The sequence below is a fragment of the Paenibacillus sp. SYP-B3998 genome, from assembly GCF_010820665.1.
GTDB lineage: Bacteria > Bacillota > Bacilli > Paenibacillales > NBRC-103111 > Paenibacillus_E.
The window spans coordinates 391,698-405,133 of the sequence record NZ_JAAIKC010000001.1 but is presented as its reverse complement, the minus strand read 5'-3'; the positions used below and the strand labels follow the sequence as shown (position 1 = coordinate 405,133).

Below are 13,436 nucleotides of genomic sequence, written 5' to 3'. Positions count from 1 at the left end.
CGATCTATCCTATCGTTTCAAGGGGAAATCTTGCTGATGCGACAATATTCGACATAAATTATACCATGGATTTGCCTTACCATGCTCATTATGCTTACAAATCGATCGGAGGCTGCTCAACTTCGTGTTGACCATGATGTGCCGAACGACGCATCTTCCATGACGCCAAAATTTTATAGAGCGATGGCACAACAACTAAGGTTAAGACGGTTGAATAGATCAAACCGCTTATGATGGAGACCGCCATCGGGCGCCATAAGCTCCCGCCTGCAATCGCCATTGGCATTAATCCGCTAACCGCTGTAGCTGCCGTTAGCAGAATCGGGCGCAGTCGTGCCTTACCTGCTTCCACAATAGCATCATTTAAATTCAATCCTCGCTCTTCCCTTGCCTGCTCAACGAATTCAACCATGACAATCCCATTTCTTACTACCATTCCCGAAAGACTTACGACCCCCATAAGTGCCATGAAACCGATTGGTGCCCCCGTAATGTATAAACCGATCAAAGCTCCACCCAAAGCAAGATATACCGTGGATAAGATAAGGATTGGTGTCGTTAAGGAATAGAATTGCATAGCGATAATGATGTAAATGAGCATCAGGACCACTAGCGACAGCTGACCGATCGCAGCAAAAGATTTGTCGCGCTCCTCGTTCTCACCGCCAATGTTGATGGAATATCCATCTGGCAGTTTCAAGGCATTCAGCTTCGGCTGTAGGAGCTTCATCACATCAGCCGCAAGCGCGCCATCTGTATAGGAACGAACAGTAATCGTTCGCATCTGATTATAACGTTGAATTTTGGACATTGTTTCCGCCTCATGGAAAGACACGAACTCTTTTAGGGCATACAAATGTCCATTCTGGGATGGAATCAGCAAATTTTCCACCGTTTGTTTGCCATTTCCATTCCCTAAAGCTACATCGCTATACAAGTTAATATCGATTAACCGATTAGCGAGCTGCATATCGGAGGCGTGTATGCCATCCGTCGCTAAACGTAACGTCGCGGATAAATCTTTTTCCGTGACGCCAAAGTAGTTGGCCTTATCTTTATCCAGCGCCATCTTGACTGTTGGAATCGCCTTCCCAATATCATCAGAAATATCAACAGCACCTGGTAAGTCATGAAGCAGTTGCTGCACTTGATTCGATACAACGCGCAGCTCGTTCAAATCTGTTCCGCTGATTCTAATTGCAATTGGTGCCCCTACTGGTGGCCCATTTTCAAGCTCACGCGGGGTAATCTGGACACCAGGATACAGGGCAGTAAGCCCTTTACGCCAATTAGAAACGAGCTCTGAAGTAGTAACCTTTCGCTGATCGACGATTGCTAATACTTGACCGACTCGGCTGTCGAATTTATCCACTTCCGTATAATAAAACTTCGGAGACGTACGACCTGCGTAAGCAGATACATTTTTCACGCCATTTTGCTTTTGGATCCAAGCCCCAATTGCAGCTGTCGTATCCGTGGTATCTGCAAAGGTACTTCCCGTTGGCAATTCGATGTCAACCAACATTTGCTCTCGTTCTGCCGGAGGGAAATATTGGACACCCAACAAAGGCAGTAAACCAAAGCTGGAAGTCCCAATCGCCATAGCGATAATACCTGCTAGTAATGGCCTTTTCATAATGCCACGAAGCTGCTTTTCATAGAACTGACTTAGCCTATAAAATTGCCGTCCGAGGAGACCCGGGTAACGAGCGCTTTTTTCTTGTACGATGCGGTTGCGGCTTCGTTTTTGCAATCGTTCCTGCTGCCATTGCCGTACAATGGGTACCACAGTCAATGACATGACCATGGAAACAATTAAGGTACACGTAATGACAAGCGGAATCGGGCGAATGAAATCACCGATATTTCCTTTTAAAAAGTACAAGGGAAAGAAGGCCGACGCTGTGGCAATCGTAGCCGTCAATATCGAGATTCCGACCTCACGGCTTCCTCCTAAGGAGGCTGCATGCGGAGAGTCTCCAAGCTGCAATCGGCGTTCGATGTTATCATTCACCACGATAGCATCGTCAACGAGTATACCGAGTACAATAACAAGCGCCACAATTGAAATTTGATTCAAATCCACGCCAAACAGCTTCATTGGAATTAAACCGATCAGGATGGATAAAGGGATTGCCGTTGAAACGAGCAGCGAAGTGCTCAACGATAAGCCCAGTGAACATACGAGAATTACCGCAATAATTCCGATCAGCAATTCCTTGCCAAGATCGGAAAATAACTTATGTACGTTATCTTTTTGATTAAAAGCGGATATGAGCTGAACCTGCGAAGGGAGCTGGGGTTTAAGCGACTCCATCTTTTCATCGATACGTTCTTGCAGCGCTGGAATATCGACCCCTTTTTGCGCTTTAATAGCAACGTCGATAGCAGGTTTACCGTTATAAAAGATTTTCTGCTCTAGCTTTTTGGTAGAGAGCTGTACATCTGCGACATCCTTCAACTTCAGCGAAGAGCCTGCTGTCTCCGTCCGGAATATGATCGTATTCGCCACGTCTTCTGCGGAGCCCCACTCACCAGTTAATTGATGATAGAGCCGCTTGTTATTTTGATCAAGGGTGCCAATAGGAATGCGCTCCCGGGAGTTTTGCAAAGCTTGGGAAATCAATCCCCAGTGCAGCTTGTATTTCTCCAGCTTAGCAGCGTCCAACTCCACCTTGATTTGCTGCTCAGGCAGCCCTATAATCTCTACACTGCTAACCCCTGATACGGTGCGGAGCTGTTCTTTCCAGTTCTCGGTCAGAGTACGCAGCCCTTCGAACTCCTCAGGTCGCTCCACAACAAGGTGCAGAATCTGTTCTGATATTTCGGTTATATTCGTATTGATGACAGGCTTCTCGGCGTTGTCTGGTAAATCTCCTTCGGCAGATTGGAGCTTTTGACGCAGTGTATCCCACGATTGCTGCGTGTCTGTTCCAGGCACGAGCTCTACGACAATGGATGACACGCTTTCTTGCGAAGTCGAAGTGATCTTCAAGATGTTTTCCATCTCATTGATTTTATCTTCGAGCTTCTTGGTAACGAATTGCTCGACCTTATCGGGAGATGCCCCCGGATAGAGGGTGCGAATACTTGCTACTGTCGCTGTAATCTCGGGATTTTCCCGCTGCTGAAGCCCGATAAAATTCGTTATACCGATGATTATCGCAATCAGCATAAACAGTAAAGTGATTTTACGATATTTCAGCGCCTTAGCGATCATTTATACTCTTCCTTCCATCTGCTTACTGGGTTCTTCCAAGTGTCATATCATAGATCATTTCCGTGACAACCCCGGATATTTGGGAGATTTGCTCATCGGTCGAATCTCGTAAAATTAAATATTGCATGCAAGTTTCATTTAGCATCCCATCTATTGCACGCGCCGCGATTTCAAATTGAAATTCATTATAGCTAGGGAATAGCTGAAACTTGTGAAAAAGTTTAATAATAATACCGAGTAAGCATTCATTCCATGCTTCAACGACTTGTTCCGCCTCCCCAAATTGCGAAGCGCCGTGTACCCGCATCATATACATAATTGCCTTATGATCACGATATACGGACATACAGCTATAGACGGTTTCGTGCAAGCGCTGCATAAACTCTTCTTTGGACATCAATGGAGAAGCCTTCTCCGTGAAAATACGCTCAACCTGATCGATCATCACCTCATTCGTACTTTTGATTATTGAGGTGAAAATACTCTCTTTCGTTTGAAAGTACAGATAGAAAGTACCTTGGGCGACACCAGCTTTTTTGACAATGTCAGAAACTTTCGTCTCATAATAGCCTTTTTCCGTAAAAATCTCTAAGGCTGCGTTAAGCAGTTTTTGTTTGGTTTGTTCATTATCCTTTACCACAGTTAGCACCTCATTAATTAGGGTTGTGCGATTGATACTTGTTCTCCATCCTGTAATCTCAGTTGACCATGCGTGACAAGCTTTTCGCTTCCGTCTAGACCGGAGGTGATTTCTTGCTTGTTATCCTTCAATTTCCCCGTTTTCACTACCCGCTTCTCCACTTTCTCCCCTTTAACAATAAAAACAAAGGTTTGTCCATTGTCACTCACAATCGCATCTGCCGGAATTGTTAGGGATTCATTAGGCAAGGATTCATTGAATTGGAGCATTACACGTGTGCCGGGTTTTAATTTGCCTTGTGAATTATCCGCTTGAAGCTGCAATTCGAACGTTTTCGTCTGCAAATCCGCTGTGGAAGACACATAAATCACTTTTCCCGTAAAGGATTCTCCAGTGCTTGGATTCGTAAAGCCCAACTCATTTTTACCCTGGGCGAGCAGCCAGTAGGACTCTGTTAGGTTAGCCTTAAGCTTAACCAAATTTTGCTGCTGCACTTTCGCGATTTGCATCCCACTTTGTAAAGTCATTCCTTCTTCAGCAGGCATATACGTTAGTATCCCGCTTATTGGCGCCTTCACATCGTAATATGACAACGACCGCTGCCAATTCTCTTGGGAAATTCGTGCCGATTTAAGCTGATACTCCGCTTGGCTGAGTGGGTTGCTCGTTTCAAGGGTATTTTTCTTGCTATGTAATAATTCAAGATCCAAACGTACTTGGTTCAGCTTTGTTTCCATCAGTTTAATCTGATTCTTTTCGGCTAGACCTTGATCATAGTCGTTCCGCAGCTTGGCATAATCCCGTTCCAAATCTGATACCGATAGATCAGTTTTGGCGATCGACAATTCAATTTCTTTCTTGCTATCTGCCAAATCTTTTTTTGCTTTGTCATACTGTTCGGTTGCTGATAGCAGCGCTGCATCGACCTTCTCTTTTTCCCTTAATATATCGGTCTTATCGATTTCCATAATCGTTTCATCTTTGCTAACGGTGTCTCCCCGTCTTTTGTTTACGTTGACGACATCTCCGTTAGCTTTCACTACCACGTCCAATTCGAGAAAGGGTATCACATCGGCAGCTAGCTCGGTATGTTCATCCCATTTAACTTTTTGAACCGTACCCACACTCACTACCTTAGCGGCTGAAAGAGAAGACGAGGCTGATTTTTCTTCTGTCTGCTTTACTCCACAACCGGAAGCAACGAGTAGAAGAGTTAACATCATGATTGAAAGGCTTTTTTTATTATTCATCTTACTCATTTCCTTCTTCACTCTCCCAATTACTCGCATGACTGACTGATCAGTCATATCTTAACAAACTCCTTGCCTATTGACAATATTTTCTTTCCTTTGTTACCATAAGTTCCGTTCACACCTTTTGAAACCAACAGAATGCTGATCTTTTTCCTTAGTTACTTGTTACTTTTTTTCAGCCCAAAACGTATAGTATTTCCTGAGCAATAAAATATGCCATCATGGAAGGATTGAAGACAGCTTGAGTAGAATCAAATGCAAAGCAATGAATGGTGATTTGAATGAATAATCTGCTGGCATGGGCATCGGTCATCGGCACCGGCGTATTGGAATTATGGGCGGCGATTCCGCTTGGATTTGCCCTAAAGCTGCATCCCATAGTAACAGCTTTACTAAGCGGACTTGGTTCCATGCTGAGCGCGATAGTCGTCATCTTCTTCGGTACCTCATTAAGAAATTGGTTGATCCAGCGCTTGCAACGCAAGAGTGGCGGAAGAGGCAGCCGCATGACCCGCATCTGGGACAAGTTTGGCATCCCAGGACTAGGCTTCTTATCACCGCTCATTACCGGAGCACCCTTAGGGGCAGCTATTGGAATTTCTTTAGGCGCCAACCCGCGTAAGTTGTTTGTATGGATGACGATTGGAATCGTCTTCTGGAGTGCGGTTTTGACCACTGCCGCCGTACTTGGCGTGAGCGCTTTTAACGTCGGCTCGTAGACCTGTACATGTGCAAATAAACGATTATTTTTCCGCCTGCGAAGGCGGTTTTTTTGTTACAAAAACTACTATTACAGGAAAAAACTCGCGATTTTACCACATAGAATCAGGAACGACGTAAAGACTTACTCTCCCCTTAATGCTAATGGACTCATGCATAAGCTAACTAAATGGGAATTTTGGATGCTCATTTTCCATACATTAGGTTATAGGCTTCATAAGAAAGGAGTGCTTCCATGTACCGCTATCCAGGTTACACCATGCCTTCTACTTCTCCAGCTAAATCCCCGGGCACCATCGAAGTCTTAGGTGAGGGAGCAACGACTGTAACTCCTAACCAGGCTGTGATCGTGCTAGGAGCCATTACAGAAGGTTCTGTCTTACCTTCCACGCAAAGCGATAACGCAAAAATCATAACAAACGTCATTAATTCTCTACTCCATCTAAACATACCCAGAGAGAAGATACAGACCTATGATTATGACATCCAGACCCAATACGATTATCAAGAAGGCAAACAAATTTTTCGCGGTTATAAAGTGACCCATCTCCTTCAAATCACCAATGAAGTAGTTGAACAGACGGGAATTATTGTTGACGCTGCCGTTGCCCAGGGTGCCAATCATATCACAAGCATTTCGTTTACGACTTCACATCCAGAATTTCATAAGAATGCGGCATTGTCACATGCCATTCAAAACGCATATCAAAAAGCGATGACAATCGCCGCTGCGATGGGCGTTACCCTCTTGACAGTACCAAGTCGCGTCCAAGAAGTTTTCGGAGCAGCTGAACCTACGCCCTACGCAGCCTCCCTATCTTTGAAGAGCGCAGTCACTCCCATTCAAACGGGACAGTTGACCATTCAAGCTAAGGTTCGAGTTTGGTATTTGTTTGCGGAGCGATGAACTTGAAGCCTTGTTTTGGACTTTAAAAGTGCCCACTGTTTGTAGAAATATCGTCTTAGACTGACCATATAAACTAAAAGAGGTGCAGTCCATTACTTGTAAATAAAGTACTAGCATGCACCTCTTTAATATTCAGTCACTATCACTATTAGGTCCTTACAAAAACATCTCCACAAAAATTAGCTTGCTAATTAAAAACATAGTTGTTATATTATTAGCATGCTAAGTATATAGAGGTGATGTAATAGATGAACCTACCCGAAAGTGTTGGGTTTCTCGTAAGCCAGCTTTCCCACCGCATGGGTAACGATTTGGACGTGAGGCTAAAGCGTCATGGCGTCACGATCTCACAATGGGTTGTGCTTACCCTTTTATCGCAGAAGGAAGGCATCTCACAGGTAGAGATCCAACAACGCTTATCCATTGAAGGAGCAACGGTGACTGGGCTTCTGAATCGTCTGCTGAAACAAGACTTAATCAAGCGCGTTCCCGATGCGTCTGACCGCAGAGTACAACGCGTATATTTAACAAATTCAAGTAAAGCAATGATTGAAGCACTGGATAAAGAAGCGAATGCCGTCAATGCGAAAGCGCTTGAAGGGCTTACGCAGGATGAGATAGCGTTCTTTATGCGGCTGTTAACCCGTGTACTGCAGAACTTTTAACAGGAAGTTCTGTTGATCATAAACTTAGCATGCTAATTAATTACAAGGAGGAGTAGCAATGAATATGACAGTCGAAGTGAAGTTGCTTAAAATGGAAGTACAGGCATTCGGACATATGTTGTCACTTTACCCCCTACTGATCTGGGACGGGGAGGACGCCGTGCTTGTGGATACGGGAATGCCAGGAATGGAGCGCCAGATTATGAAGGCAATCGAAGATGCTGGAGTGCCGCTTAGCAAATTAAAGTCTATCCTTCTCACGCATCACGACATCGACCATATTGGAAGCTTACCAGCGATCATTGAACAGAACGCGGCCAAAATCATGGTTTACGCGCATGAATTGGAGCGCCCCTACATTGAGGGTCTGAAACCTTTAATGAAAATGGATTTGAGCCAACCAAGCTTGCAGCAGCGCCTGCAGTCGCTTCCTCCAGAGGCTCGCGAGAAAACAGAGGCGCTTTGCATGAATCCCCCGAAAGCCCCAGTTAACAAGCTAGTGGCTGGTGGAGATATCATTCCTCTGTGCGGCGGCATCTATGTAATCGAGACACCAGGCCATACGCTAGGCCATATAAGCTTCTATTTACCAAAAAGTAAAACATTGATCGCCGGGGATGCGATGATAGCCGCGGAGGGCAGACTGAAAGCGCCGAAGCCCGCAGACACGCCCGACATGAAGCAGGCCGTTCAGTCCTTGGAACGGCTGAAAGCTTATGAGATTGAGACGGTTATTTGCTACCATGGAGGTTTGTTCCAAGGAGACGTCCAAGGGGAAATTGACAAAATCTTAGTTGAAACCATTGTTTGATGGATAGCAGCATGGAGATGGACTAACCTAAACTAAAATGACAAAAGCATCTCGTTATTGCTATTACAGCAATAACGAGATGCTTAGTTATACAGCGTTAAATGATAGATAATTCAGGTTTAGAGGTGAATGCTGAATCTTCCACCCAGATTTCCTGTCCAAGTTAATTGATACGTCCCGAATGGTAGATTTGGATAGGTACCGTTTAGCTGTTCCACCACAACTCTATCGCCTACAGGCGGTGGAAAAAACGCACGATATGTTCAGTTAGCTGAATAAATTAGAAGCCCCTTAGACTTCTGCTATGAGTTTTGTTAGTAATTTATCAAATTGGTTTGAACTCATCATTTCGTGTGTAATGAATGCCCCATTAAAAAACAGACCAAAAGTTGTCCATATTGCGGGTGAGTTTTGTGCTTCATCTCTCGTTGTTAACCTACGAGCATTAAAGGGAACACCTTTATTTTCCGCTACTTTTCTTAGCTCTTCCAAAATTCCAACAGCAAAGGGACACTGAGCTGTATAATAAATGGATATACCTTCTTCCATCGAAGATGTCCTCGCCTGTTTTTTAAATGATGGTACAACAGCTCGTTGATTCCAACTTAAAACAACTAATTCGAAATAGGGTTCTGCTTGGTCTACTAACTCAAAACCTACATGTTCAAAAAAACGTTTATCACTTAAATAAGGGTACTTTTTCTTGCCTACGATATGTACAATCCCATCCATTCCACGACTAATTGCATCTTTTTTGCAGTATTCTAATAATTGTTTTGCATATCCACTATTTTTATATCTTCCAGAAACCCATAAACAATTGATATACATATAATTCGGTGCTTGAATAGGAACCCATGCCATCACAGCTGGTAAATATTCAATAAATACTTTTGCACGTTCGTTTAAACGATAAAAAACTAATCCTTCATCCATTCGCTCTGTCAACCATTTCTTCTTCTCGTGCACTGCTTTCTCATATTGCTTTGCACCTAGAGCACAACATATATGTTCATTTTCAATATTGTTTTTTGTTATTTGTAGGTATCCCAATTTTCTCCACATCCCTACCATAATCATTTAAAAACCTTCTATTGACGATTCTTAATCTCCAAAAATGCATCCGTCGAGATCAGATTATCCCCTCCCAACAGAGCATCAACAATTTTCTCTAGAGCCTGATACTTCCTGGTTAATTCCTCATCGGACCAGTTGAATAATCCACGATCGAATAAAAATGATATGCCTACTAATAGAAATTCGGTGACCTCTCCGGAAGTGTCGAGGTCGAGGCGAAATACACCTTCCTTGATTCCTTGTTGTACAATTTCCGTCAGATAAGGTGTAAAGGCGGTAATTTTAGCTACTAACCATTTTTGATGAAGGACGCTATTGCTTTCATCATGTAAGTATTCCAAAATCACTTTGTCTGACTCTGGAGTAGGAAACCCCTGCAGCAGTACTTTTCGCAGTTTTTCCAAGGCGGAGAGACTCGTGTCTTCAATTACATTTTTCACAAAAAACAACCGTGCAGACAGGGACCGCTCATGAGCGGTATTGGCGATCTCTTCTTTGGATTTGAAATAATAATAAAATGTCCCTTGAGAGACGCCGACCTTCTTGACAATATCGCTGACGGACGTATGTTCATAGCCTTTGGTATTGAATAACTCCATAGCCGCATCCAAGATTTCGTTGCGCCGCTCTAGAGGATCTTTCGCAATTCGTGGCATATCTATGTCCCCTTCACCGTTTATGTTTCTACAGTTAAATATAATTATTGACTGATAGTCAGTCAATGTACTAAAATGATTTTATTAACTGACTGACAGTCAGTCAGTTAAAGTTAACTACTTGAAAAGGATGTGTGATGTTTATGAATTCTAAACTCATCTTGTATGTGCTTGGCTTCTGCGCGGCTATCGTATCGTTAGCCCAGAATTTGTACGTACCTCTTCTTCCCAATTTGCAAGATCACCTGCATACTTCTTTTTATCTCGTGAATATGACCGTCTCGATCTTTACAATTGCACTCGCCGTGATGCAAATTGTCTTTGGCCCGATGATTGACAATAAAGGGCGTAGAGCCGTATTACTTCCCAGCATGATTGTATATGCTTTAGCTTCCATCGGCTGCTCTTTATCCAGCTCGATAGATGCACTCTTGTTTTTCCGTCTCCTGCAGGGAATAGGAGCGGCAGCCGTACCGCTAGTTGCTGCAACGATGATTGGAGATATATTTGAAGGCAAGGAACGAGCGAAAGGAATGGCGACTTATCAGATGATCTTAGGTATCGCACCCGCATTGGGTCCACTGATCGGAGGCATTATAGGTAGCTTCGCAGGGTATCAGGGTGCTTTTCTCTTCTTATCTGTGATGGCCGTGATTATGTTAATCGTCGCATCTCTTGTTCTTCCAGAGACCAAGCCGGTCGTAACACAACGAAAAAGCTTCGGTGTTCAATCGTTTGCTCGGATTTTCAGAAATAAAACCGGAGCTGCCGTTCTGTTACTAGGATTTATTTTGTACGATATGTTCTATAACTTCATTGTTTTTCTACCCGATATCTTGACTCATACCTATCAGCTTGATTTAAAACAAATCGGCTCCACTTTTCTGATGTTGATGTCTTTTAGCTTCATTGGAAGTAAAATCAGCGGAAAATTGCAAGGGAACATGGGATCAGTCAAAAGTTTGTTTTTCACTTGTACGCTCGCGTTACTTAGTCTTGTTATATTCATGCTCGTAGCCAAGATTGCCTTAGTGTGGCTGCTTGTATCGCTTGCTCTAGCAGGCTTCACAGCAGGTCTTACCATGTCGGTCCCTCCTACACTTCTTACAGAGGAATTCGTAAATGAACGGGCGACAGCCCTCGGAGTGTATAACTTTGTACGTTACTTAGGGATGGCTGCAGCACCGTTGTTGGGAAGTTTGCTCTATCAAGGGGGAGGGATCTTCCTGCTATTTGGTTGCACAGCATTGATCATGGGTCTGGCAATCTTGTTCGCCAAGCAGAGTCTGGCATCAACAGCTGTAAGCAAATCCAATGCCAATTTGTAATACAACAGGTCTGCACACAAAATGAATTAAGCTGCCAAGACTGATTTTAAATTCGAATAAGCCAACAAAAAGGTCGTCTCAAGACCCGACTGCTGGCTTACGAACTTCTATCGGATACAGCTGATTTAAACAGCTTTACGTTTAAATAGCAAATACATAAAAAAGGGAGCGCCTATACCTGCGGTGAAGACGCCTGCTGGAATATCCAGTGGCTGGAAAAGCATTCTTCCTGCCAAGTCTGCCAATAGTAAAATAATTGCACCAAGTAACGCAGAAACTGGTATCAAGATTAAATAAGAGTTGCCTGCAAGCCTTCTTGCGATATGTGGAGCTAATAATCCGATAAACGAAATCGTTCCGGCTACCCCGACCGCAGCTCCAGCGAGTGCGACGCTATAGAATAATAATAGGATGCGACTAAGTTGCAGGCGACTTCCAAGCCCGACAGCCGCTTCTTCACCCAACGATTGAATATTTAATTCTTTCGCATATAGCAGGGACAGAGGAATAAAAACAGCGATCCAAGGCCATAGGGCTTCGATATATCTCCAATTGGTGCCGTAGATGCTTCCCGTCATCCAATTCAATACTTGTGCAGCCAGGTAAGCAGGACCGCTTATGAGCAAGAACATCGTAAGTGCGCCCATCGCCGAGGAAATACCAATGCCAATAAGCACAAGCCTGAACGGGGACACTCCTTTTTTCCATGCAAGCACATAATTGAGAGCAACAGCAATGTAGGCACCCGCGATGGCTATGAATGGAACCCAGTGAACACTGTAGCCTGCGAAGAAGGTCATAAAAGCGACTACTGCAACCGAGGCTCCTCCTGTTATTCCAAGTAAATCCGGAGAGGCAAGCGGATTGCGAACAACTCCTTGGAGTAAGGCCCCAGAAACGGACAACGCCGCTCCGATCAATAGCGCTGCTGCGATTCGAGGTAAACGGAACTGCATGACGATTAAGTCACTGCTGCCTTCGTTCCGACCGATGAGCGAGAGGAAAACTTCCTTGATTGGAATACGCACTCCGCCTATTGATAAACAAATTAGAGACAAGACAGCTACAAGAAGACTCAGTGTGAAAAGGATTGCCATGTATTTCCGTCTTCGATGTTTAAGCATGTTTCCTCCTTCTCGCCACATGAATTAGGAACGGAACGCCAATAAGTGCTGTAGCTACACCTACAGGAACTTCCTTAGGCATGAGGATAAACCGCGAAGCAATATCTGCTGTCACAAGCAACAATGCACCTGTTAGAGCACAATAAGGCAGCAACCAACGATGATCATTCCCTACTATGTACCTACATAGATGAGGGACGATAAGCCCTATGAAAGCAATAGGGCCAACAGTCGCAACAGAACTTCCGGCCAACAAAACGACAGCAATACCCGACACTACACGTGTGAGCATCATCCGTTGACCAAGACTCTTCGCGCTATCATCTCCCAGCGCCATTACATTCAACGATCCTGATAGCAGCATGGATATGAACCATCCTATGACCATATATGGAAACACGATCAGCAGATGATCCAATTGCCTTCCCGAAACGGAGCCGATCATCCAGAACAAAGCAGTTTCTAGGGACTGTTTGTTAATCAGGATCAATCCAGATGTGACAGATGATGCGAATGCAGCAACAGACGCCCCGGCTAGTATGAGTTTAATAGGTTCAAACCCGCTTCCTCCCTGTACGCCCAAAGTATATACCAATACGGAAGTCAAGGTTGCACCTATAAACGCAATCCAGATCATGCTGCTCATCGTTAGAGACGAGCCAAAAGCAACCAATCCGATCACAATAAATAAGGCTGCACCTGCATTAATCCCAAATATGGATGGGGAAGCTAACGGATTCTTCGTTAATACCTGCATGATAGCCCCAGCAATAGCCAAACTGGCTCCTACCGCAGCAGCAATTAATGCTCGGGGTACACGTGTAGTCGTAATAATAAGGTGTTCATTGGAGCCATCAAATTGACTATAAGCCAGCCATAAGTCTCTTATTCCGAATTGATTAAGACCGAATAAAATACTGGCAAGAATACTAATAAGCAGCAAGATTGATCCTACGCCCAGACCAACTAGCTTTCGCCAACGGCTTTGCATCCATAATGCCATTTTCGTTCACCCTTTCACGTGCATGCTTGGTC

The 13,436-nt window shown here is 44.2% G+C and carries 12 protein-coding genes; 5 read left to right on the top strand and 7 right to left on the bottom strand.

Annotated features, from left to right (window positions below; translation table 11 throughout):
* Positions 1-94 precede the first annotated feature (94 nt).
* The 3 genes from GK047_RS01790 to GK047_RS01780 are packed head-to-tail and all read right to left on the bottom strand — an operon-like array spanning position 95 to position 5,167.
* Positions 95-3,220, bottom strand: a complete 3,126-nt coding sequence (locus tag GK047_RS01790; protein WP_163940491.1) for an efflux RND transporter permease subunit — start codon at positions 3,218-3,220, stop codon at positions 95-97.
* A 22-nt stretch (positions 3,221-3,242) separates the two neighbouring features.
* Positions 3,243-3,860, bottom strand: coding sequence for a TetR family transcriptional regulator (locus GK047_RS01785; protein ID WP_163940489.1), 618 nt, complete (start codon positions 3,858-3,860; stop codon positions 3,243-3,245).
* 17 nt (positions 3,861-3,877) lie between these two features.
* On the bottom strand, positions 3,878-5,167 hold the full coding sequence (locus GK047_RS01780; protein ID WP_240343735.1) for an efflux RND transporter periplasmic adaptor subunit: 1,290 nt from the start codon (positions 5,165-5,167) through the stop codon (positions 3,878-3,880).
* A 227-nt stretch (positions 5,168-5,394) separates the two neighbouring features.
* On the opposite strand from GK047_RS01780, the gene GK047_RS01775 reads away from it, so the two are divergent.
* The 4 genes from GK047_RS01775 to GK047_RS01760 all read left to right on the top strand — a co-directional run bounded on the left by GK047_RS01775 (position 5,395) and on the right by GK047_RS01760 (position 8,216).
* Positions 5,395-5,832: a small multi-drug export protein gene (locus GK047_RS01775; RefSeq protein WP_163940487.1), complete on the top strand. Its 438-nt coding sequence runs from the start codon at positions 5,395-5,397 to the stop codon at positions 5,830-5,832.
* A gap of 236 nt (positions 5,833-6,068) precedes the next feature.
* The gene (locus tag GK047_RS01770; RefSeq protein ID WP_163940485.1) at positions 6,069-6,740 is read left to right on the top strand and encodes an SIMPL domain-containing protein; all 672 of its coding nucleotides are present in this window, start codon (positions 6,069-6,071) and stop codon (positions 6,738-6,740) included.
* 248 nt (positions 6,741-6,988) lie between these two features.
* A complete protein-coding gene (locus GK047_RS01765; protein ID WP_163940483.1) occupies positions 6,989-7,405 on the top strand; it encodes a MarR family winged helix-turn-helix transcriptional regulator in 417 nt (138 codons plus the stop codon).
* Between the two features lie 58 nt (positions 7,406-7,463).
* Positions 7,464-8,216 (top strand): MBL fold metallo-hydrolase, encoded by a 753-nt coding sequence (locus GK047_RS01760; protein ID WP_163940481.1) that lies wholly within the window; start codon positions 7,464-7,466, stop codon positions 8,214-8,216.
* A 291-nt stretch (positions 8,217-8,507) separates the two neighbouring features.
* Here GK047_RS01760 and GK047_RS01755 read toward each other — a convergent pair whose 3' ends face one another.
* Entirely contained in the window at positions 8,508-9,269 is a 762-nt protein-coding gene (locus tag GK047_RS01755; RefSeq protein ID WP_163943548.1) for a GNAT family N-acetyltransferase, read from the bottom strand.
* Positions 9,270-9,307: 38 nt separating this feature from the next.
* A complete protein-coding gene (locus tag GK047_RS01750) occupies positions 9,308-9,949 on the bottom strand; it encodes a TetR/AcrR family transcriptional regulator (protein ID WP_163940479.1) in 642 nt (213 codons plus the stop codon).
* A 143-nt stretch (positions 9,950-10,092) separates the two neighbouring features.
* Between GK047_RS01750 and GK047_RS01745 the strand changes: the two genes are divergently transcribed.
* Positions 10,093-11,277, top strand: coding sequence for an MFS transporter (locus tag GK047_RS01745; RefSeq protein WP_163940477.1), 1,185 nt, complete (start codon positions 10,093-10,095; stop codon positions 11,275-11,277).
* Positions 11,278-11,402: 125 nt separating this feature from the next.
* Here the strand turns inward: GK047_RS01745 and GK047_RS01740 are convergent, their stop codons facing one another.
* A complete protein-coding gene (locus GK047_RS01740) occupies positions 11,403-12,401 on the bottom strand; it encodes a FecCD family ABC transporter permease (RefSeq protein ID WP_163940475.1) in 999 nt (332 codons plus the stop codon).
* Positions 12,394-13,404 carry a FecCD family ABC transporter permease gene (locus GK047_RS01735; RefSeq protein ID WP_163940472.1) on the bottom strand — a complete coding sequence of 337 codons (1,011 nt, stop codon included), beginning with the start codon at positions 13,402-13,404 and terminating at the stop codon, positions 12,394-12,396. Before GK047_RS01735 ends, GK047_RS01740 begins: the two co-directional genes overlap by 8 nt.
* Between the last annotated feature and the right edge of the window lie 32 nt (positions 13,405-13,436).